The sequence below is a fragment of the Lachnoclostridium phytofermentans genome, from assembly GCF_000733755.1.
Taxonomy (GTDB): domain Bacteria; phylum Bacillota; class Clostridia; order Lachnospirales; family Lachnospiraceae; genus Lachnoclostridium; species Lachnoclostridium phytofermentans_A.
This window is the reverse complement of sequence record NZ_JPOF01000002.1, coordinates 126,297-147,891: the sequence shown is the minus strand read 5'-3', so window position 1 is coordinate 147,891 and position 21,595 is coordinate 126,297. Positions and strand designations below refer to the sequence as shown.

Below are 21,595 nucleotides of genomic sequence, written 5' to 3'. Positions count from 1 at the left end.
CTTAAAAGGCTTTTTTGCGTTTTTTTTATAATTTTTATTCTTTCTAGATATAAAAGGCGAATTGTAGCGAAAGTTAAAAAATATGGGAAATGAATTTTTAATACTAAATACCACATTATAACAAAATATTCCAAGCATATTCGGTATAATAATACCAGTAAATGGAGGCGGGGTGAACATTGCAGCTCGAGGTCTATATCGATGTACTCTTTCTAATTAACTTTATTATGGATTTGCTTTTATTAGTCATTGTGAAAAGGTTGCGTCACCAGGAAGGAAAAAAGTATCGCTTAATCCTAGGGGCAATAACAGGTGCTGTATTAGCGTGTTTGGTCAATGTATGTTTTATGGCAGATGTTTTTTTCTATCTGACTATAGGCTATGGATTGACTGGCTTTCTTATGACCATGATTTCCTTTGGAATCCGAAATAAGCGTGCATTTATTAGCAATTATCTTGTATTGTTGATTTCCTCTTTTGTCCTTGGAGGAATGGTGAATTCACTTTATCTAAATACCCAAACAAGATACTACTTAAATCTAATGTATCAGGAGTTATTAAAAGGAGAGAAGAGAACTGCGTCGATAGCTATTATTACAATCATTACTCTGTTGCTTGCTAGCGTCGCCTGTATCATATGGAGGCAAAACAGAAGGAAGGAAGACGAATTTTATTCCGTAGAGCTCTACATTGAAGAAGAGCCTATTGTGTGCAAAGGGTTCATGGATACGGGGAACTCATTAAGAGATCCGATTTCCGGAAAACCAGTAATCGTTGTGGATGAAAAACTATTAGAGAAAGAATTGGATCAATTAAAGGAATTACACCCAAATCGCATTCGCGTTATTCCGTATAGTTCTGTTGGTAAGCAGAATGGACTTTTATTTGGAATTCGGTTGAAGAAGATTATCATAAGTAATTCAAATGACTGTATCTGTAATCATGAGGTTATTGCTGCTTTGTCAAATCAAGGATTTGCAAATCGTGAAACCTATCAGGTATTGTTACATACAGATCTTTTAGGAATTGTAGGTGGACAGGAAAGTCAAATGGGAAAATGAGAAGGGAGCTTTCATAATGCTGTTAAAAATATCAATCCAAAATAAATTTCAGTTCCGAATGATACCAAATTTTCGTGAATTATTCTTGAAGAAAAAAGGAGAAATTCATTATATTGGGGGAGCTGAGGTTTTGCCGGCTCCTTTGGATGCCAAGAGAGAAGCAGATGCGATAATGAAGCTAGGTACACAAGATGATGTGGAGGCAAAGTCTCTACTGGTGGAACATAACTTAAGGTTGGTAGTCTACATAGCGAAAAAATTTGATAACACAGGGGTAGGGGTTGAGGATCTAATCTCGATAGGGACAATTGGGCTTATCAAGGCTATTAATACATTTAATCCGGAAAAAAATATAAAGCTGGCTACCTACGCTTCTCGTTGTATTGAAAATGAGATTCTAATGTATTTACGTAGAAATAGTAAGACAAAGCTTGAGGTTTCGATTGATGAACCACTTAATGTAGATTGGGATGGTAATGAGTTGCTATTATCTGATATCCTTGGTACGGAGGAAGATGTCATATACAAAAACATAGAGGATGAAGTTGATAAGAAGCTACTGGGGAGAGCGCTCTCAAAACTAAATGATCGGGAAAAGATTATTGTTTCGTTACGATTTGGTTTAAACACTGCAGATGGAAATGAACGTACACAAAAAGAAGTGGCAGATATGCTTGGGATATCACAGTCTTATATCTCACGTTTGGAAAAGAAAATCATTAAACGTCTTAAAAAAGAAATGCTTCGTTGTGAGTAGACATAATATTCTAAATTTCGAGAAAATATTGACAATTTACGTCAATAGTGTAAAATCTTAATAAGAAAATAAAAAAAGGTGTCAATAATGATATAAGCAGGCTATCAACTAACTTGCTACACAAGCATTATTGACGCCTTTGCTTCATAACATAAGGGGGAAGTAGGATAGATTATCCTTGTACTACAGTAAAAAGAGAAGAGGATAGTAAAGAAAAGGAGTATGTAATTAATTAATACCTTTGTAATTCTTAGACAAAATCAATATGCGCAATAGCATGCGCAAAGAATGGAGGAAGCTATGAAAATATACTTTATCGGAGCGGATCGGGAGGTTACCGGAAGTTGTCACTACATACAAGCTTGTGGTAAAAATATTTTAATTGATTGTGGGATGGAGCAAGGAGAGGATGTTTATGAAAACCAAGAACTCCCAATTAATCCGTCAGACATTGACTATGTTCTTTTAACACATGCTCATATCGATCATACTGGGTTATTACCGCTTATGTACAGTAGAGGATTTCGAGGCGAAGTCTATACAACGAAAGCTACCTGTGATTTGTGTGATATCATGTTAAAGGATAGTGCGCATATTCAGATGTTTGAAGCGGAGTGGAGAAACAGAAAGGCAAAACGATCTGGAGAACCTGAATTTGTACCTCTTTACGAGATGAAAGATGCGATTGGCGTATTAGAACATTTCATTCCATGTCAATATGAGGAAAAGGTAACTATATGTGATGGAATTACCGTTAGCTTTACTGATGTTGGGCATTTACTTGGTTCTGCGAGTATACAGATGTTTCTTGAGGAAGAAGGTATAAAAAAAACCATCGTTTTTTCGGGGGATATAGGTAACCTAAATCAACCACTCATTAAGAATCCTACCTACCTTAAGGAAGCGGATTATGTCATCATGGAATCTACGTATGGAGATCGAAGCCATGGGGAGAAGCCAGATTATATTGGGGAATTATCAAAGATCATACAAACAACTTTTGACCGAGGTGGTAATGTTGTAATCCCTTCCTTTGCGGTGGGTAGAACCCAAGAGATGCTTTATTTTCTTCGTAAGATTAAAGCAGATGGCTTAATTAAAGGTCATGATGGATTTGAAGTATATGTCGATAGCCCACTTGCAGTTGAGGCGACGAATATCTTTAATAAAAATAGATATACTTGTTTTGATAAGGAAGCTATGGAGTTAGTGAATCAAGGAATCAATCCAATATCCTTTCCAGGATTAAAGGTATCAGTTACCAGTGAAGATTCTAAAATGATTAACTTTAAATCAGCTCCTAAAGTAATTATATCAGCTTCTGGTATGTGTGAAGCAGGACGTATCAAGCATCATTTAAAACACAATCTATGGCGTAGTGAGTGTACGGTATTGTTTGTGGGCTATCAAGCGATTGGCACTCTTGGTCGGAAAATTTTAGATGGAGCAAAAGAAGTTAAATTATTTGGTGAAACCATTGAAATTAAAGCAAGGATTGAAAAGCTGGATGGTATTAGTGGGCATGCAGACCAACAAGGATTAATACGGTGGCTAAAAGAGTTTGATCCAAAACCCAAAAGAGTATTTATCGTGCATGGAGAAGAATCTGTTTGTGATAGCTTTTCAAAACTACTTATGGAGGAGTATGGATATGAGGTTACGGCTCCTTATAGCGGCTCTTGTTATGATTTAGTAAAGGACTGCGTAGTAAAAGAGGGAGAAGTAGAAAGAAAGATATTGATAAGAAAAGAGCCAAAGAAAGTGGCTTCTACCGTGTTTGCTCGTTTATTGTCGGCGGGACAAAGATTACTTACCGTAATTAAACATAATGAAGGTGGTGCTAATAAAGATCTTGCAAAATTTGCAGATCAAATCAATTCTTTATGTGATAAATGGGATCGATAAAATTTACAAAAAATAACATTAGAAATACCGTATAAAAAGAAACCTTCCGGTAAATCATTTTATTATGACTGCAGAATAAAATGGTTAATCTGGGAGGTTTCATTATGGCTCTTTATAAGGTAGAAATTTGTGGAGTAAATACATCGAAATTGCCATTGTTAAAGGGTGAAGAAAAGGATGCTTTGTTCGAAAGGATTAAGCAGGGTGATAAGGAAGCGAGAGAGCTTTATATCAAAGGAAACCTACGATTGGTGCTCAGCATCATTCAGCGATTTTCAAGTAGTAATGAAAATGTCGATGATTTATTTCAAATTGGTTGTATTGGGTTAATGAAAGCAATTGATAATTTTGATATTACGCAAGGTGTAAAGTTTTCTACCTATGCAGTTCCAATGATTATTGGTGAAATACGTCGTTATTTACGAGATAATAATGCAATACGTGTATCCCGTTCTTTAAGAGATACTGCCTATAAAGCAATTTATGCAAAAGAAATGCTTCTTAAGAAAAATGATAAAGAACCTACGGTATGTGAGATAGCAAATGAAGTAGGGATTAGCCAAGAAGATATCGTGGCAGCGCTTGATGCCATCCAAAGTCCAGTATCTTTGTATGAGCCTGTCTATTCCGAAGGTGGAGATACTTTATATATTATGGATCAAGTGAGTGACAAAAAGAACAAAGAAGAAAATTGGGTGGAAGAAATCTCGTTAAAGGAAGCGATGGCAAGACTAACACCAAGAGAAAATAACATTATTAACCTTCGTTTTTTTCAAGGTAAGACGCAAATGGAGGTAGCAGAAGAAATTCAAATATCGCAAGCTCAGGTTAGTAGACTTGAAAAAAATGCATTGAAAAATATGAGAAACTATCTGATGGATAAGTAATTCCTTGACTTCCTAAGTTTAACATTTATACTATGCCGAGGAAAAAAAGGGTTATAAGTGAAAGATATCATAATTATTGATACTAAAATTTATAGGTGAAAGGGTACGATGTTCCTATATATTAAATGTTTATAAATGAAGGGGTACGATGTTTAAATCGATACTAACAATGCTTTATGTGCAATATAGTTTAAGGATTAAATTATAGATGAAAGAAAAATTTCGAAAACGTAAGTGAATTATAAGTAAAACTTAGAGAATTTGGAATGGAACGAAACATTTCGTTCCATTTCTTGTGTTTTATTCTGTGTAATATTGTGTAAATAGAACTTTAAAAATGTAATAAATTATGCAAAAGTGTTATAAAAATGATAATTGTATAATATTACAACGAAAAAAGCGCTTACATTTCGTTAGCTTAGTTATCCTGATTAACGAAAAAATGTAGTAACAGTGCTTTAATACAACCAAATAATGGGATAAATCACTTGATAAATTAGTTTAAAACAAAGTAAAGCAGTAATAATAAATATAAATAGAAAAATAATACTTGATTTATTGTATAATGTGCTATATAATGAAAATACGAAAACGATATAGCTACGAAACGGTGGTAAGAATGGCGACAATTAAAGAGTTATCAATAAAATGTGGCGTATCCGTATCCACTGTTAGTAAAGCTTTAAATGGATACAAGGATATTGGAGATGAAACAAGGCGTAACATTCTAAGAATCGCAAGTGAAATTGGATACTTTCCTGATTCTAATGCAAGAGCCTTAAAAATGAAGAAGACATACAATCTTGGTGTTTTGTTTTCTACAATGTTTAACCATGGCTTGAGGAATGAGTATTTTGCCCATATTCTGGCATCCTTTAACGAATATGCTACAAATCGAGGATATGATATTAATTTTATTGAACATAATATTGGTAATCGAAAGATGTCCTTTTTAGAGCATTGTAGATATCGTAATTTCGATGGAGTTTGTATTGCATGTGCTGATTTTTTTGATAGTGAGGTTTTGGATGTGGTTAATTCTAAACTTCCAGTCGTAGTAATTGATCATGTATTTCATGAGGCAATTTCGATACTATCGGATAATATGGATGGCATGAGACAACTAACACAGTACATAATTGATCAGGGACATAGTAGGATTGCTTTTATCCATGGCACTAACTCTTCCGTAACACATAACCGTTTGGTTAGTTTTTATCAGGCACTAAAAGATAACAATATCACAATTCCACCCGAATATGTGATTGAAGGTGTATACAGGGATGCTGAGGTGGCTGAGAGCATAACACAGAAGTTATTGGATTTACCAATGAGACCAACCTGTATCATCGCACCAGATGATTATTCAGCACTTGGTGTAATGAACACGGTTCGAAGGAATGGACTAAAGATACCGGATGATGTTTCGATTGTCGGATTCGATGGGATATCCTTAGCACAAGCTCTGGAACCTAAACTTACTACAATTAGACAGGACACAGATCGGATTGGCGCAGAAGCTGCGAAACAATTGATTAATCTAATTGAGAATCCAATGGCAACAACAATTTCTAATGTCTACCTTAAAGTTCAATTAATGAGAGGCGGATCGGTAAGAAATATGAATCCGGTAATGGGAGATGAAGAATCTCAAAAAGACTAACCATAAGGTTGGTTCATTTGGTACGGCATTAATATATTAATATATAATGCACTACAAGTCGAACGGGGGAACCGTATCACTTGTCATAATTAAAGGAGGGTATTTGTTATGAGAAGAATGAAAAGATCATTGGCTCTACTTCTTGCTCTAATCATGGTTTGCACAATGTTTGCAGCTTGTGGTAAGAAAGATGGCCAACAAACTTCTGCTACGAAGAGCAGTGACAAATCAAAGAAAACATTAAGAATTTATTGCTGGAATGATGAGTTCCAAAAACGTTTTGAAACATACTATGTGCCAAATGCAGGAACTATGTTAGATGGTATTGAAATTGAATGGGTTAGTACGCCATCAAAGGATAATGCATACCAGAACAAGTTAGACGAAGCATTAGCAGGACAAAACAAAGCTTCCGAAAAATTAGACTTGTTCTTAATCGAAGCTGACTATGCTCTTAAGTATGTAAATGATCCTAATGCAGCTCTTGATGTTAAGACTATTGGCTTAACCGATGCTGACCTTTCCAATCAATATCAGTACACCAAGGACATCGCTACGGATGGCAATGGTGCTCTTAAGGCAGTTTCCTGGCAGGCAACACCAGGCCTTTTCGTTTATAGACGTTCTATGGCGAAAGAAGTATTTGGTACAGACGATCCTGTAGAAATCCAGAAATTATTAAGCGATTGGGATAAGTTTGATCAGGCAGCAGTAACTATTAATGAAAAATCCGGTGGCAAGTACACAATGCTTTCTGGTTATGACGATGCTTATAGAACATTCTCTAACAATGTAGCAAGTAAATGGGTTGATGATAACAAGAAGATCGTTATCGATCCTAATATCCAAAAGTGGGTTGAGCAGACAAAGAATTATACAGATAAAGGATATAATGCTAAGACTTCCCTTTGGTCTACAGAGTGGGGTGCAGGACAGTCTAAGACTGGTACAGTGTTTGGTTACTTCTATTCCACATGGGGTATTGCATTTACAATGCGTGATTACTCAATGGAAGTTAAGAAAGATGATGGCGGTAAGTATGAAGTAGGTAACGGAGCATTTGGTGACTGGGCAGTTTGTGAAGGACCACAGCCATATTACTGGGGTGGAACATGGATTTGTGCAGCTAACGGAAGTGATAATACAGATTTAGTAGCAGATATTATGAAGAAATTAACATGTGACAAAGACGTTATGAAGTCCATTACTAAGGGTGAAGATGATTATACTAACAACAAAGCAGCTGTTAAAGAGCTTATTGCTGAAGGTTATACTTCTGCATTCTTAAATGGCCAGGATCACTTAACCTTATTATCAGCAGCAGCTGAGAAGATTGATATGAGCAAGACTTGTCCATACGATCAGGGATTAAATGAATCCTTCCAGGGCGCATTCAAAGATTACTTTGATGGAACTGTAGATTATAATACAGCTCTTGAGAACTTCTACACAAGTGCTCTTAAGAAATACCCAGCATTATCAAGATAAGGAACGTTTTCTACATAGGTAGAAACTACTACTAATCATAAGTACAGGACGGGTATACTCGTCCTGTACTTGTGATAAAGAAATCGATACCAAAGATGGAAATTCTATATTCTCATAATTTCTCCTGGGTACTACTTAAAAGGATGAATCGGAACATCCTTATTGCAAGGTTATCCCTTATGACTACAAGGAAAGGGTTTATTTGCAGTACAGCTGCATAAGTGAGGTGAAGACATGGCTAAATCTACTTCAACAAAACGAAAAAGTGTAAGTTATGCAAAATGGGGCTATATTTTCATTGCACCCTTTTTCATTGCCTATTTTATATTTTCATTATTTCCTTTGATTTCAACTTTTTATAACAGTTTCTTTGAAAACTATAGAGATGGTTTGACACAGGTTGGTCCTAACTTTGTCGGTCTCGATAATTATAAAGCAGTTCTAAATAGTGACTTTTTAAAAACTCTGATGAACACGTTGATTATTTGGTTCATGGGATTTATACCGCAGATATTATTAGCTCTTTTGTTTGCGTTATGGTTTACAGATTTAAGACTGCGTTTGAAAGGTACCGGTTTTTTTAAAACTGTAATTTACATGCCTAATATTATTATGGCATCCTCAATTGCAGTATTATTCTTTGCTCTTTTTTCAGATCGTGGTCCTATTAATACGATATTGGCACATATAACGAATAACAAAGAATATTTTGAAATGCAGAGCACCTCCATCTTTCGATTTTTTTCTAGTACTGGTGGTGTTAGAGGGATAGCTGCATTTATCAACTTTTTAATGTGGTATGGTAATACAACGATTATTTTAATGGCTGGTATTATGGGAATTGATACTTCTCTTTATGAAGCATCTCAGATTGATGGTGCCAAAGGAACTCAAACGTTCCGTTATGTAACGTTACCGCTATTAAAACCTATCTTACTGTATGTCTTAATCACCGCTATGATTGGTGGTCTTCAGATGTTTGATATTCCACAATTATTAACTGCTGGATCTGGGGCTCCAAACAATACGTCTAAAACAGTTATTATGCTATTAAATGAACATCTTTTCAGTAAGAACTATGGTAAGGGCGGTGCAGTATCTGTAATCTTATTCTTTATTGCAGCTATTTTAAGTTTTCTCGTATTCCTCTCCTTACGTGATCGTAAGAAATCGAAAGGAGGAGACTGATTATGAGTAAGAAGACTTCAAAAAGAAACAGCAGTGCAGGGTTAACAGTACATAGAATTATTTGTTATATTTGTCTGATCATTGCCGCTTTAATTTCATTATTTCCTTTCTATTTAATGATGATTAATGCAACAAGATCACATGCAGAGATACAATCCTCTTTTACATTACTTCCTGGTTCATCCTTAGTTACTAATTTTAGAAATTTATATGAAGATCCTAATATGCCGGTATTACGATCGCTAGGAAATAGCTTATTTGTATCAACTTGCTCGGCATTTTTAACTATTTACTTCTCAGCGTTAACGGCATACGGAATCTATGCATATAGTTTTAAATTTAAGAAACTTGCGTATACTTTCATCTTATTGATTATGATGGTGCCAACACAAGTTTCAGCGTTAGGTTTTGTTAATCTTATGAGAGATTTTGGTTTAAATGATACCTTCTGGCCTTTGATTCTTCCAGGAATTGCAGCTCCTATGTCATTTTTCTTTATTAAACAAAACATGGAGAGCTCCCTTCCTCTTGAGATTGTAGAAGCAGCACGTATTGATGGTGGTAATGAATTTTATAATTTCAATAAAGTAATATTCCCAATTTTGAAACCGTCCATGGCAGTTCAAGCAATATTTACCTTTGTAGGTTCCTGGAATAATTACTTCATGCCAGCTTTAATATTAGAGTCAAATGAGAAGAAAACACTGCCGATCTTGGTTGCACAGTTACGTAGTGCGGATTATGCAAAATTCGATATGGGTAAAGTTTATATGTTGCTGGCAGTCACAATTTTACCATTAATTTTTGTTTATCTTCTTTTATCAAAGTTTATTATTCGTGGGATTACACTTGGTAGTGTAAAAGGCTAAATATATGTTAATTTATTACAGAAATAAGTGGTTCCTCCCACTGCTTGAATTTCATAGTAAAACAAGGTAAAATAGTTATAGCGTAAGCTATAACTATTTTACTTTAACGATGTTTTAAAAAGTAAAATATGAGTTTTTTTATTATGAAGTTTGTGTTAATATTACATGGCACAAACAGTGATATGCGCGATAGCTAGGGAAGGTGTGATTGACAGTAGTTCACTCTGTGAATCCTAAGTCAAACTTCAGATGTGCTGATAACTTGCGCAGGAATGGAGGTTAGTATGCAAAATTTTATTTTTCACGCTTACACAAAGATGTTATTTGGTAAGGATCAGATTGAACAACTACCTGAGGTAATGGATGCCTATGGTAAAACCGTTCTTTTGGTTTATGGTGGCGGCAGTATTAAGAAAAATGGGATTTACGACAAAGTATATTCTTTGTTAAAAAATTGGAACATAATCGAGCTTTCTGGGGTTGAACCTAATCCTAGAATTACAACGGTTCGAGAAGGTGTAAGATTATGTAAGGAACATAATGTTGATGTTATACTTGCAGTGGGGGGAGGAAGCACCATTGACTGTAGTAAGGTGATTGCAGCGGGTGCTTATTATGATAAAGATCCATGGGATCTTGTACTGGATGGAAGTCTTATAAAAGAAGTACTACCAATTGTAACTATATTAACATTGGCAGCTACTGGCTCTGAGATGAATAAGAATGCTGTTATTTCTAATTTAGAGACAAATGAGAAGTTTGGAACTTCTTCAAGACTTATGATTCCGCAAGCGTCTATTTTAGACCCAACATATCTTTATACTTTACCAGCAATTCAGACAGCTGCAGGAACTGCAGATATCATGTCTCATATTTTTGAAGCATATTTTAGTAGAGAAAAGGATGCGTTTATTCAAGACCGCTTTTCGGAAGGAATTTTAAAGGCTTGTATTAAGTATTGTAAGATTGCTTTACAAGAACCTGATAATTATGAAGCAAGAGCAAACTTAATGTGGGCGAGCAGTATGGCATTAAATGGATTAACTGGTAGTGGTAAAGAACACTCTTGGACTTGCCACCCAATTGAGCATGAATTAAGTGCATTCTATGATATTACTCATGGTGTAGGTCTTGCAATAGTAACACCTCGCTGGATGAGATATATATTAAATCAGGATACGGTAGATCAATTTGTAACTTACGGTCATAATGTTTGGGATTTACCAATGGAAGAAGATAAATTTGCTATGGCTCATAAGGCTATCGACAAAACAGAAGAGTTCTTTAAAGAAATTGGCATTCCAATGACGTTAAGCGAAGTAGGAATCGATGATTCCAAGATAGAGATTATGGCAGAAAAAGCAGTAAAATTTGGTGGCTTAGAGAACGCCTATGTATCCTTAAAGAAAGAAGATGTAATTAATATCCTAAAAAATTGCTTATCATAATTAGCAAGCATAAGAAAAATATGGGTCCAGTAGAAAGGGAAGGCCATGGAATTTTTGCATGAAACGTTAATGGTCATCGTAGAAATAGCTATACTGTTATTTGAGTATATAGGTGTATTAGTTTTGATTATATCGGGTATCCGAGGGGTATTCCAGTATTTCCGGAAAAATGAGTTTACCAGGCTAAATCTTGCGAAAGGTATGGCAATGGGGCTAGAGTTTAAGCTTGGAAGTGAGATATTGCGTACGGTAGTTTTAAGAGACTTTAAGGAAGTCCTTATCGTTGGCGGTATAATATTATTACGAGCTTCTTTAACGTTTTTAATCCATTGGGAGATAAAAAATGAGGAAACTAATACAAATGACAAAATGGAAGTATAAATAAAAGTAAGTTAATACGAATCTTTATGTTATAAAAGTATTACTTAAGAATAAGTGTTTCCTAAAATAAGACGAGAAATATCGGGAATTCTATAATAAGCTATTAATGCTGTATGAATTTTCGTTTGTTCTTGTCTTATTTTCATGCATTTTATTCCTTCTTTTGGTAGAAAAATTTAAGATAACCTACAGTAAAAGTAGTAATTATACTATTTTTAGGGGAACTTGTATGATGTTTCAAGACTTACAAGTATGTTACACCCTTGGTAGAAAATCGTTCATTGACATTATGAAACGTTAGTGGTAACATTAGTTGGATTTTGTATCAATACAAAATATATATAAAATGGGAAGAAACTAAGGTGAAGGTTCAATCATTTTCCTAATTTAGGGTAGGAATCATATCATCATATCGATTCCTTTATATTAAGAATGATTGTACATAAGAAAAAAAGGAGTAAAAAAATATGTTCTTGTTATTCTTTATTTTATGGGTAATCTTTAATGGACGTCTGACAATTGAAATTGCAGTGTTCGGATTCTTCATTTCTTTAGCTATGTTCTATTTTATCTGTAAGTTCATGGACTACAATCCAAGATCAGAGCTACGTTTATTTAAAAATTTCTTTTTTGGGATTCGATATGTATTCACATTAATTTGTGAAATTGCAAAAGCGAATTTTCAAGTGATGTCTCTGATTCTGTCCTCTCGTTATGAGATTGAACCAGAATTGATTCATTTTAAAACGGATCTAAAAAAAGAATCATCTAGAGTAACTCTGGCAAATTCCATTACATTAACGCCAGGAACAATTACAGTGACGTTAGAGGAAGATGAATATGTAGTTCATTGCCTGGATAAGGAGCTTGCAAAAGGAATAGATTCTTCAGTATTTGTAAAGCAGTTAAAGAAAATGGAAGAAAGGTAGGAAGGCAGATGCAGGCATTAGAGAGTGCATATGAATATTTGTATTTGGGTGCAATTATTCTATTGGCGATTATGATTTTTTGTTGTCTCATTCGTGCAATCATTGGACCGGCGATTGCGGACCGTATTGTTGCGATTAATATGATTGGAACTATGACGATTATGATAATTGCTATCCTTGCAATTTACATGAAGGAAGGATATCTTCTTGATGTTTCGATTATTTATGCTATGATAAGCTTCCTTGCAGTCGTCGTATTAACTAAGGTATACCTAGGTGTATACCAAGAAAGAATAGAAAAAGCGAAGGAGGAAAGTAAAAATGATTGAGTGGATACAGTTCATACTAGGAGCAATTTTTATTCTAGGTGGTTTGATCGTTGCTGGAATTGCGACTTTTGGTATATTCAAACTAAAGTTTGTTTTGAATCGAATGCATGCAGCAGCGTTAAACGATACACTAGCTATTTTACTTGTACTTTTCGGCCTAATCATATTAAATGGGTGGAATTTTGGTTCTTTAAAACTTCTTTTAATCATTGTATTTCTGTGGTTCGCGAGCCCAGTTAGTAGCCATTTGCTTGCAAGACTTGAGGTTACAACAAATAAAAAGTTAAAAGAAGAATGTGAGGTGGTAGAATAATGGAAGTGTTTGAAATTATTTTACTATTATTTTTAATTGTTTGTGCAATTGCAGTTTCTTTTAGTAAGAACCTGCTGACTACTATTATAATCTTTATGTCCTATAGCTTAATTATGTCCATTATCTGGATTTTGTTAAAATCTCCAGATCTTGCAATAACAGAAGCAGCAGTAGGTGCCGGAGTTACGAGTGTTCTATTTTTTGTAACTTTAAAGAAAATACGCGCGATGAAGGAGGAAGATAACGATGAGCAAGCTTAATCCAAATTATGAAGCTAGTAAGTGGAGAAAAATTGAGCGCTTTGTAAATGGGGAAGAAATCTCAGATAATCCAAATTTATCAAAACATGAAGAAGAAATTCGCGAAGCCTCGCAAGAGGATAAAGAGCGTAACGAACAATTTGAAGCGACGATAACTGATTTAGAGGACCGCATTCAGAAAGAACGAAAGAGAAGCATTGAGGCATTGTACCGAAAATATGAAAAATGGCCTCAAACGAAAGGCATTAAAATATTTACACATATATATCGAATTCTTGCAGTGCTATTCTGTGTATGTATTATATCAGTTTTATTAATGACAGTTTCTTATCTTCCAACCTTTGGTGATGCATCAAATCCTAACAACAATGAGGTACCAAAACGCTATATTGAAAAGGGTATTGAAGAAACCGGCGCAATCAATTTTGTTGCAGGTATGATCCTTGACTATCGTGCTTTTGATACACTGGGAGAGTCCCATGTATTATTCATTGCAGCATGTTGTGTATTAATACTATTGCGCATTGACCATAGTAAGAATGGAAAAAAACCTACGGAAAAAGCAGAAGCTGAGGAAGATGATCGTAAGTTTGAACCGAAAAACGATAAGATTTTACAAAAGATAGCATCCCTACTGATACCACCAATTATTATCTATGGAATTTATGTAGTATTAAATGGTCACCTATCCCCTGGTGGTGGATTCTCAGGAGGTGCAATCATTGGTGCTGGCCTAATTCTTTACTTAAATGCATTCGGTTATGAAAAGATAGAAAAATTCTTTACTTATAAAACATATCAAAGAATAACGGTCGGTGCATTATTATTCTATGCATGTGCAAAAAGTTATTCCTTTTATACAGGAGCAAATCACCTAGAGAGTGGAATTCCAAAAGGAATTCCTGGTAATATCTTAAGTAGTGGACTGATTTTACCTCTTAATGTAGCGGTTGGTCTGGTTGTTGCTTGTACTATGTATGGATTTTACACACTCTTTCGAAAGGGAGGAATGTAATCAATGGGTGGTAATTTACTAACGAATTTTTACGAAGCAGTTGCGGTAATCCTGTTTGGTATTGGATTTACAACATTGTTATTGCATCGTAATATGATAAAGAAAATTTTAGGATTTAATATAATGGATACCGCGATCTATCTTTTCTTAGCTGTGAAGGGTTACATTACAGGGGGAATGGCACCTATTTTAACGAATGGGGTTGAGGAGCAAGCGTATTATATAAACCCAGTACCTTCGGGACTTGTTCTAACAGGTATTGTAGTATCAGTAAGCGTTACAGCATTAATGTTAGCTCTAACCATTCGTCTATACCGAAGATATCATACGTTAGATATTGATAAGATGTCGATGCTAGCGAAGAAGGAGGATTTATAATGCATCTCATACAGAATTTTCCCTTCATTAGCATTATTTTATGTCTTGCTTCAGGCGTTGTTTCTTCTGTTTTGTCAGGGAAAAATGCGAAACGTTTGTGTATTAGTTTGGTAAGTCTTCTTGGAATATTAAACAGCATGGTACTTTTTTATGTCTGGAAGACGAAAGAAAGTTATACGTTTATGATGGGGCATTTTCCAGCTCCATGGGGAAATGAACTTCGCATTGGTGTCTTAGAAAGTTTAATGGCTGTGTTCTTTTGCGCTATCATGTTGTTATCCTTATGTGGTGGAATGAAACGTATATTTAAAGATGTAGAGGAAGAAAAGACAAATTTATACTTTGTTATGATTGATTTAATGTTAAGCTCACTTCTTGCTATCATCTACACAAATGACCTTTTTACTGCGTATGTGTTTGTAGAAATTAATACAATTGCTGCATGTGCTCTGATTATGATTCGTAACAACGGACATTCCTTAGTAGCGGCTGCGAAATATATGATTATGAGTTTGCTTGGTTCTGGTCTAATTTTAATGGCTCTTTCTATGCTTTATGACCTTTCCGGGCATCTGTTAATGTCAAACATTAAAGAGGCAGTGGCACAGATTCTTCCAGGAAGCCAGTATGAGATTCCTCTTACGGTCGTGATTGCACTTCTTTGTGTTGGTCTAGCAATAAAGAGTGCACTGTTTCCGTTCCATTCCTGGCTACCAGATGCATATGGATTTTCCACACCATCATCGAGTGCAATCTTATCCAGTTTAGTTTCGAAAGCATATATTTTCTTATTAATTAAGATTTTTTATCGTGTTATAGGGATGGATGTAATGATTGACCATAAGATAACAAATGCACTGTTCTTCTTTGCAGTGATTGGTATGTTAATGGGATCTCTGAGTGCAATCAAGGAACACGACATTCGTAGATTAATTGCTTTTTCCTCAGTAGCTCAGATTGGTTATATCTACATGGGAATTGGACTTGGAACCAAGGCTGGAATGATGGCTGCATTATTTCATATTTTATCTCATGCGGCTTCAAAGTCCATGCTCTTTATTGCAGCGAGTGGTTTGTCTGAAGTCTCTGGTAACAGCAAGGATTTCACGGATTTAAAAGGATCTGGTTATCGAAATAAAATTGCAGGTATTGGTTTTACTGTAGGTGCCTTATCCATGGTTGGTATTCCTCTGTTTGCAGGGTTTACTTCCAAGGTTTATTTTGCAGAAGCCGCAGTGAATGCCAGTACTTCAAAGATGGCGATCGGTATGGTTATCTTAGCAATTAGTACGATATTAAATGCTGTATATTTTATACGTGCGGTAATTTCTATCTATACACCTAGAAATGAGCACTTTATCGTTCCTGGCTATAAGCCAGCGGTAACTTTTTCTGTTGCAATGGTGTTTTTTATTGTACTCAACTTCGTATTAGGTATCTTTTCAAATCCAATTATGGATGCAATCGAAGTGGGACTTAAGATGTTTGCGTAGGGGGAGAATGTAACATGAATAATTCTTATAGTTTATTAATTCCGATTCTACTGCCAGTTGTTTCGGGGCTACTTCTCTATGCCCTAAAGGGCAAGAATATCAATCGTTCCATTCGAGGTGGTTTTGTTATTCTGATTAGTATGATAACAGCAGGTGTAGTAATCTATCTATCAAGTGTTGGAGAAGCAGGGATCACATTATTCTGGTTAACGAAAGATATACCGATTCGATTTTATTTGGATGGTATGGGAATGTTCTTTGCAATTCTAACATCCTTAATGTGGGTAGTTTCTGCTATTTACCAAATGGAATATTTAAAGCATGAGAAAAATGAAGAAAGATATCATTTGTTCTTTTTTTTAGCGCTTGCAGCACTCCTTGGTATCTGTTTTTCTGGAAATTTAGTTACCATGTATTTGTTTTATGAGTTAATGACATTAAGTACTTTTGGCTTTGTTATTCACACTTTAACGAAAGAGGCCATTAAAGCTACCTTTAAATATCTCTTTTATTCCATGGGCGGTGCTTTCTTAGCGTTGGCTGGCATTTTCTATTTAAGCCCTTATGTAACAAGCTATACGTTCACTCCGGGTGGAGTATTAAATCAAAGCTTAGTGGAAGGGAAAGAAGCGGGACTTCTTGTTGTTGTGTTCTTAATGATTATAGGTTTTGGATGTAAAGCTGGTAGTTTCCCACTTCATGGCTGGTTGCCAGTAGCGCATCCTGTAGCACCAGCGCCGGCATCCGCATTAATGTCTGGTAATGTAACTAAAATGGGTGTATTAGCAATCATTCGTTTGATCTACTATATCGTTGGAGATGACTTTATCAGAGGTACCTGGGTGCAATATGCTTTCCTTGGAATTACGTTACTAACGATTTTAATGGGATCTATGATGGCATATAAAGAACAGGGGTTAAAGAGACGACTTGCCTATTCATCCGTCAGTCAGGTTTCTTATATCCTATTTGGTGTTGCAGTATTAGACGCAACAGCTCTTTCCGGTGCTTTACTTCATGTAGTATTTCACTCCATTGTAAAGAACTTATTATTCTTAACTGCCGGTGCAATTATATATAAGACTGGCAAGAAAAAGGTATCAGAACTTATTGGTATCGGAAAACAGCAGCCAATCACTATGTGGTGTTTTACCTTAGCTTCCGTGACGTTAATTGGTATTCCTCCAACCAGTGCCTTCTTAAGTAAATGGTATCTTGCAGAGGGAAGCTTAAATGCTCCGATTGGTTCTATTTCTTATATAGGTCCAATTGTGTTATTGGTAAGTGCTTTATTAACAGCAGGTTACTTAATTACCATCACGATGAAAGCGTTCTTCCCAGGCGCAGATTATGATTACAGTACACATAAGAACATGGAGCCAAATAAATTGATGACAGTGCCAATGATGATTCTAGCTTTAGCTGCGGTATTACTCGGTATGTTTCCAAATTACCTTCTTTCTGTCGTAGCAAAGTTATCATCCACCCTATTTGGCTAACATAAGGAGACGGTTATGAACTTAACATATATAATATTACCGGTCGTACTACCGATACTGTTCGGGGCGCTGATTCCGTTGTTTCATTTTAAGAAACGAACTGCAAGACAGTGGTATGTTATGGCGGTAGTACTAATCAATTCACTTGTCACATTTTATATCCTGTTAAATCGCCCAGAAGGGACCTTTCAGGCAATTAATCTGGCTGGACGATTGGAAGTTTCTTTTCATGTAGATGGACTTGGTAGCGTATTTGCTGGATTAATTGCAGCTCTATGGCCGATTGCTACACTCTATTCCTTTGAATATATGAAGCATGAGAAGCAGGAAAATAAATTTTTCACCTTTTACACCATGACTTATGGAATTACCATGGGGATTGCCTTTGCGTCGAATTTAATGACGTTATACATGTTTTATGAGATGCTTACATTGATTACCTTACCATTAGTAATGCACTCTATGGATAAAAAGTCAATTCTTGCAGGACGTAAGTATATCTTTTATTCCATTGGTGGTGCAGCCTTTGCGTTTATTGGCTTTATCTTTATTCTTGCTTACGGAAACGGAATGGATTTTGTATATGGTGGTGTACTAAATTATGAAGCCATTGGAAATAAAGATCAGCTTCTTCGCTTTGTTTATGTTTTAGCGGTCCTAGGATTTGGTGTGAAAGCAGCCATCTTCCCATTTCATGGATGGTTACCAACTGCTTCCGTTGCACCGACTCCTGTAACTGCATTACTCCATGCGGTAGCCGTTGTTAAGGCAGGTGCCTTCGCAATTATGAGAATTACGTATTATAGCTTTGGTACTGACTTTTTACATGGAACGTGGGCACAAAATGTTATTCTTATCTTTGCATTGGTTACTATTTTATATGGTTCTTCAAGGGCAGTAAAAGAACAGCATCTGAAACGTCGTTTGGCGTATTCTACAGTAAGTAATCTTTCTTACATTATCTTTGGTGTTGCTTTAATGACACCAATGGGATTACGTGGTGGCTTAACTCATATGGTATTTCACGCGATAATCAAGATTACCTTGTTCTTCTGTGGTGGTGCAATTTTATATAAAACAAAAAGAGAATACATCTACGAAATTCGTGGTATCGGTAAGAAGATGCCAGTAGTAATGGGATGTTTTTCTGTAGCAGCACTTGGACTAATTGGTGTTCCACCGCTTGCAGGTTTTATTAGTAAATATAATCTTGCAACTGCAGCAGCATCGGAAGGATCTTTCTTAGCAGTTGCTGGTATCTATGTTTTAATTATCTCTGCGTTATTGACAGCGATTTACCTATTTTCTGTTATTATAAGGGCGTTCTTCCCAGGCAACGATTTTGATATGGAAAGTGTGAAAGATGTAGAAGATCCAAACTGGCTTATGAAATTACCGCTAATTGTATTTTGTATCGCCATTGTAGTATTCGGATTTTGCTCGATTCCGTTAGTGGATTATTTAACTGACATTGCGTCAGGATTATTCTAAAGAAATAGGAAGTTAGTGTGAAAGGACGAAGTTCTTTCACACCTACTAAGAAGCATGTTATAAAGTGTGAATAACCAGGATTTTTCACACTATAGCGACAGAATGGAGATTAGTATGGAAGGAAATATCATCTTATTATTCCCTGTCATATGGCCATTACTTGGTGCATTGATAGGGTATTTGATTGGACGTAAGAACAAAACATTCCGTGACTTCCTTGTAGCAATTGTCACTATCGTTGAGTTTGGTACATTGCTTTATCTTGGAATTAATGTTTATAATGGAATGGAATATACATTTTTTGAACCGAATTTTTGTGCAAGAGGATTATCCTTTTCTTTGGATGGATTCCGTGCTGTCTATACATTAATAGCAGCATTCATGTGGATGATGGCAACTTTATTTGCAAAACAGTATTTTGCTCATTATCGCAATAGAAATCGATTCTATTTCTTTTGGCTAGTTACGTTATCTGCAACCGTAGGTGTATTCTTATCTGCTGATTTATTTACTACTTTCATTTTCTTTGAGGTGATGTCCCTTACTTCTTATGTATGGGTAGCACAAGAAGAAAATGAAGCAGCGCTAAAGGCAGCGGGAACTTACCTTGCAGTAGCTATCATTGGTGGTATGGTGATGTTAATGGGGCTATTCTTATTAAATCATGCTGTTGGAACTCTAGAGATGGCAAAACTAAGAGAAGCATGCGAAACGATAGAAGATAAATCAATACTTTATGTTGCTGGCGGCTGCATGTTATTTGGTTTTGGTGCAAAAGCAGGTATGTTTCCGCTTCATATTTGGTTACCAAAGGCACATCCAGTGGCACCAGCACCAGCCTCAGCGTTACTATCTGGTATTCTTACCAAAACAGGTGTATTTGGTATCTTGGTGATAAGTGGACAAATCTTTCTCTATGATAAATCGTGGGGAATGGTAGTGCTATTACTTGGTGTTATTACGATGCTTGGTGGAGCGGTATTAGCGGTATTTTCTGTTAATTTAAAACGTACCCTTGCTTGTTCTTCTATGTCCCAGATTGGTTTTATCTTAGTCGGGATTGGAATGATGGGACTCCTTGGAGAACATAATTCACTTGCAGTACGAGGCACGATGCTTCATATGGTGAATCACTCTCTAATTAAGCTAGTTCTCTTTATTGCAGCTGGAGTCGTATTTATGAATTTGCATGAGCTTGACTTAAATAAGATTAGAGGCTTTGGAAAGGGGAAACCTGCGTTTTTGTTTGCTTTCTTAATGGGAGCATTAGGAATCGGAGGAATTCCTCTATGGAACGGTTATGTTAGTAAAACTTTGCTACATGAAAGTATCGTTGAATATAAGGATATGGTAGTTGGAACCTCAGAGGTTATGTTTTTCAATGTCATTGAATGGATATTCTTAATTACTGGTGGACTTACCGTAGCGTATATGATAAAACTATTTGTTGCTTTATTTATTGAAGAGAATGAAGAAAAAGAACTAAGGACTATGCATTCTGGAAGTTATATGAATAAGACAACTTCATTCGCTTTGGTAGGAAGTGCAGTGCTACTTCCAGTCTTAGGCATACTTCCAAATGTAACGATGGATAGGATTGCTGATACGATGCAGGAATTTGTACATGGACATTCTCCAGCACATCAAGTTTCTTATTATTCTGTAGGGAATCTATCTGGCGGTCTGATATCGATTGCGATTGGTATTATCATTTACTTTGGCTTTATCCGTACATGCTTGATGAGAAAGAACGAAAAAGGCAAGAAGGTTTATGTAAACTGCTGGCCAAGTTGGATGGATATAGAAGATTCGGTTTATCGTCCGATTATAATGCAGTTACTGATGTTCGTGCTTGCGTTTATCTTAAGATTATTCGATAAATTATTGGACGGAATTATCTATGTGGTAAGTAACACGATTCTTCGTCCTTCGAGGAAAAAACGACCAATTGAGGTTGGAACCAGATTTACGTACTTCCTTGGTACTATCATGGATGATATTGTAAAATTCTTGAATCGTTACATCTTAAAGAAACGACCAATCAAGACTTCGTTTGTTAATTTCTTTGCGTTAAGTCATAAGGAAGTAAACAGAACAAGCCGCTTGGTGACAAGAAGTGTTTCCTTTGGTTTGTTAATGTTTAGTATTGGTCTTATGATGACGCTAATTTATTTATTGGCGGTATTGTAGTAGATAAAAAAGTCTATCTTAGCTTGTTTCTATCGAATAGAAGTGGAGCTA

At 35.7% G+C, this 21,595-nt stretch carries 20 protein-coding genes; all 20 read left to right on the top strand.

What is annotated here, in order from left to right; genetic code table 11:
- The first annotated feature begins 179 nt into the window (after positions 1–179).
- Positions 180–1,061: a sigma-E processing peptidase SpoIIGA gene (locus CC92_RS0103250; RefSeq protein WP_029504507.1), complete on the top strand. Its 882-nt coding sequence runs from the start codon at positions 180–182 to the stop codon at positions 1,059–1,061.
- A gap of 16 nt (positions 1,062–1,077) precedes the next feature.
- Complete coding sequence (gene sigE / locus CC92_RS0103245; protein ID WP_029504508.1) at positions 1,078–1,818, top strand: RNA polymerase sporulation sigma factor SigE; 741 nt, start codon at positions 1,078–1,080, stop codon at positions 1,816–1,818.
- Positions 1,819–2,118: 300 nt separating this feature from the next.
- The gene (locus CC92_RS0103240) at positions 2,119–3,723 is read left to right on the top strand and encodes an MBL fold metallo-hydrolase RNA specificity domain-containing protein (protein WP_029504509.1); all 1,605 of its coding nucleotides are present in this window, start codon (positions 2,119–2,121) and stop codon (positions 3,721–3,723) included.
- A 104-nt stretch (positions 3,724–3,827) separates the two neighbouring features.
- A complete protein-coding gene (sigG, locus tag CC92_RS0103235) occupies positions 3,828–4,610 on the top strand; it encodes an RNA polymerase sporulation sigma factor SigG (protein ID WP_029504510.1) in 783 nt (260 codons plus the stop codon).
- 619 nt (positions 4,611–5,229) lie between these two features.
- Positions 5,230–6,273 (top strand): LacI family DNA-binding transcriptional regulator, encoded by a 1,044-nt coding sequence (locus CC92_RS0103230; protein WP_051650867.1) that lies wholly within the window; start codon positions 5,230–5,232, stop codon positions 6,271–6,273.
- 108 nt (positions 6,274–6,381) lie between these two features.
- Entirely contained in the window at positions 6,382–7,761 is a 1,380-nt protein-coding gene (locus CC92_RS0103225; RefSeq protein WP_029504512.1) for an ABC transporter substrate-binding protein, read from the top strand.
- Between the two features lie 234 nt (positions 7,762–7,995).
- A complete protein-coding gene (locus CC92_RS0103220; protein ID WP_029504513.1) occupies positions 7,996–8,949 on the top strand; it encodes a carbohydrate ABC transporter permease in 954 nt (317 codons plus the stop codon).
- A gap of 2 nt (positions 8,950–8,951) precedes the next feature.
- The gene (locus CC92_RS0103215; RefSeq protein WP_029504514.1) at positions 8,952–9,818 is read left to right on the top strand and encodes a carbohydrate ABC transporter permease; all 867 of its coding nucleotides are present in this window, start codon (positions 8,952–8,954) and stop codon (positions 9,816–9,818) included.
- Between the two features lie 284 nt (positions 9,819–10,102).
- Entirely contained in the window at positions 10,103–11,266 is a 1,164-nt protein-coding gene (locus CC92_RS0103210) for an iron-containing alcohol dehydrogenase (protein WP_029504515.1), read from the top strand.
- 45 nt (positions 11,267–11,311) lie between these two features.
- Positions 11,312–11,647 (top strand): DUF1622 domain-containing protein, encoded by a 336-nt coding sequence (locus tag CC92_RS0103205; RefSeq protein ID WP_029504516.1) that lies wholly within the window; start codon positions 11,312–11,314, stop codon positions 11,645–11,647.
- A gap of 467 nt (positions 11,648–12,114) precedes the next feature.
- Positions 12,115–12,576, top strand: coding sequence for a Na+/H+ antiporter subunit E (locus tag CC92_RS0103200; RefSeq protein WP_029504517.1), 462 nt, complete (start codon positions 12,115–12,117; stop codon positions 12,574–12,576).
- An 8-nt stretch (positions 12,577–12,584) separates the two neighbouring features.
- Entirely contained in the window at positions 12,585–12,905 is a 321-nt protein-coding gene (locus tag CC92_RS0103195) for a monovalent cation/H+ antiporter complex subunit F (RefSeq protein ID WP_029504518.1), read from the top strand.
- Positions 12,898–13,218 carry a cation:proton antiporter gene (locus tag CC92_RS0103190; protein WP_029504519.1) on the top strand — a complete coding sequence of 107 codons (321 nt, stop codon included), beginning with the start codon at positions 12,898–12,900 and terminating at the stop codon, positions 13,216–13,218. Before CC92_RS0103195 ends, CC92_RS0103190 begins: the two co-directional genes overlap by 8 nt.
- The gene (locus CC92_RS0103185) at positions 13,218–13,478 is read left to right on the top strand and encodes a hydrogenase subunit MbhD domain-containing protein (protein WP_029504520.1); all 261 of its coding nucleotides are present in this window, start codon (positions 13,218–13,220) and stop codon (positions 13,476–13,478) included. Before CC92_RS0103190 ends, CC92_RS0103185 begins: the two co-directional genes overlap by 1 nt.
- On the top strand, positions 13,465–14,493 hold the full coding sequence (gene mbhE, locus CC92_RS0103180) for a hydrogen gas-evolving membrane-bound hydrogenase subunit E (RefSeq protein ID WP_029504521.1): 1,029 nt from the start codon (positions 13,465–13,467) through the stop codon (positions 14,491–14,493). The genes CC92_RS0103185 and mbhE overlap by 14 nt, the downstream gene beginning before the upstream one ends.
- Before the next feature lie 3 nt (positions 14,494–14,496).
- Positions 14,497–14,871, top strand: a complete 375-nt coding sequence (locus tag CC92_RS0103175; protein ID WP_029504522.1) for a sodium:proton antiporter — start codon at positions 14,497–14,499, stop codon at positions 14,869–14,871.
- On the top strand, positions 14,871–16,364 hold the full coding sequence (locus CC92_RS0103170) for a complex I subunit 5 family protein (protein ID WP_029504523.1): 1,494 nt from the start codon (positions 14,871–14,873) through the stop codon (positions 16,362–16,364). The genes CC92_RS0103175 and CC92_RS0103170 overlap by 1 nt, the downstream gene beginning before the upstream one ends.
- Positions 16,365–16,378: 14 nt before the next feature.
- The gene (locus CC92_RS0103165; protein ID WP_029504524.1) at positions 16,379–17,863 is read left to right on the top strand and encodes a complex I subunit 5 family protein; all 1,485 of its coding nucleotides are present in this window, start codon (positions 16,379–16,381) and stop codon (positions 17,861–17,863) included.
- 15 nt (positions 17,864–17,878) lie between these two features.
- Entirely contained in the window at positions 17,879–19,354 is a 1,476-nt protein-coding gene (locus CC92_RS0103160; RefSeq protein WP_029504525.1) for a complex I subunit 5 family protein, read from the top strand.
- A 114-nt stretch (positions 19,355–19,468) separates the two neighbouring features.
- Positions 19,469–21,544 carry a complex I subunit 5 family protein gene (locus tag CC92_RS0103155; RefSeq protein WP_029504526.1) on the top strand — a complete coding sequence of 692 codons (2,076 nt, stop codon included), beginning with the start codon at positions 19,469–19,471 and terminating at the stop codon, positions 21,542–21,544.
- The last annotated feature ends 51 nt before the right edge of the window (positions 21,545–21,595 follow it).

Excerpts from the sequence above, each read along its gene's own strand:
- sigE (WP_029504508.1), top strand. The coding sequence starts at position 1,078 with ATGCTGTTAAAAATATCAATCCAAAATAAATTTCAGTTCCGAATGATA.
- CC92_RS0103240 (WP_029504509.1), top strand. The coding sequence starts at position 2,119 with ATGAAAATATACTTTATCGGAGCGGATCGGGAGGTTACCGGAAGTTGT.
- sigG (WP_029504510.1), top strand. The coding sequence starts at position 3,828 with ATGGCTCTTTATAAGGTAGAAATTTGTGGAGTAAATACATCGAAATTG.
- CC92_RS0103230 (WP_051650867.1), top strand. The coding sequence starts at position 5,230 with ATGGCGACAATTAAAGAGTTATCAATAAAATGTGGCGTATCCGTATCC.
- CC92_RS0103225 (WP_029504512.1), top strand. The coding sequence starts at position 6,382 with ATGAGAAGAATGAAAAGATCATTGGCTCTACTTCTTGCTCTAATCATG.
- CC92_RS0103220 (WP_029504513.1), top strand. The coding sequence starts at position 7,996 with ATGGCTAAATCTACTTCAACAAAACGAAAAAGTGTAAGTTATGCAAAA.
- CC92_RS0103215 (WP_029504514.1), top strand. The coding sequence starts at position 8,952 with ATGAGTAAGAAGACTTCAAAAAGAAACAGCAGTGCAGGGTTAACAGTA.
- CC92_RS0103210 (WP_029504515.1), top strand. The coding sequence starts at position 10,103 with ATGCAAAATTTTATTTTTCACGCTTACACAAAGATGTTATTTGGTAAG.
- CC92_RS0103205 (WP_029504516.1), top strand. The coding sequence starts at position 11,312 with ATGGAATTTTTGCATGAAACGTTAATGGTCATCGTAGAAATAGCTATA.
- CC92_RS0103200 (WP_029504517.1), top strand. The coding sequence starts at position 12,115 with ATGTTCTTGTTATTCTTTATTTTATGGGTAATCTTTAATGGACGTCTG.
- CC92_RS0103195 (WP_029504518.1), top strand. The coding sequence starts at position 12,585 with ATGCAGGCATTAGAGAGTGCATATGAATATTTGTATTTGGGTGCAATT.
- CC92_RS0103190 (WP_029504519.1), top strand. The coding sequence starts at position 12,898 with ATGATTGAGTGGATACAGTTCATACTAGGAGCAATTTTTATTCTAGGT.
- CC92_RS0103185 (WP_029504520.1), top strand. The coding sequence starts at position 13,218 with ATGGAAGTGTTTGAAATTATTTTACTATTATTTTTAATTGTTTGTGCA.
- mbhE (WP_029504521.1), top strand. The coding sequence starts at position 13,465 with ATGAGCAAGCTTAATCCAAATTATGAAGCTAGTAAGTGGAGAAAAATT.
- CC92_RS0103175 (WP_029504522.1), top strand. The coding sequence starts at position 14,497 with ATGGGTGGTAATTTACTAACGAATTTTTACGAAGCAGTTGCGGTAATC.
- CC92_RS0103170 (WP_029504523.1), top strand. The coding sequence starts at position 14,871 with ATGCATCTCATACAGAATTTTCCCTTCATTAGCATTATTTTATGTCTT.
- CC92_RS0103165 (WP_029504524.1), top strand. The coding sequence starts at position 16,379 with ATGAATAATTCTTATAGTTTATTAATTCCGATTCTACTGCCAGTTGTT.
- CC92_RS0103160 (WP_029504525.1), top strand. The coding sequence starts at position 17,879 with ATGAACTTAACATATATAATATTACCGGTCGTACTACCGATACTGTTC.
- CC92_RS0103155 (WP_029504526.1), top strand. The coding sequence starts at position 19,469 with ATGGAAGGAAATATCATCTTATTATTCCCTGTCATATGGCCATTACTT.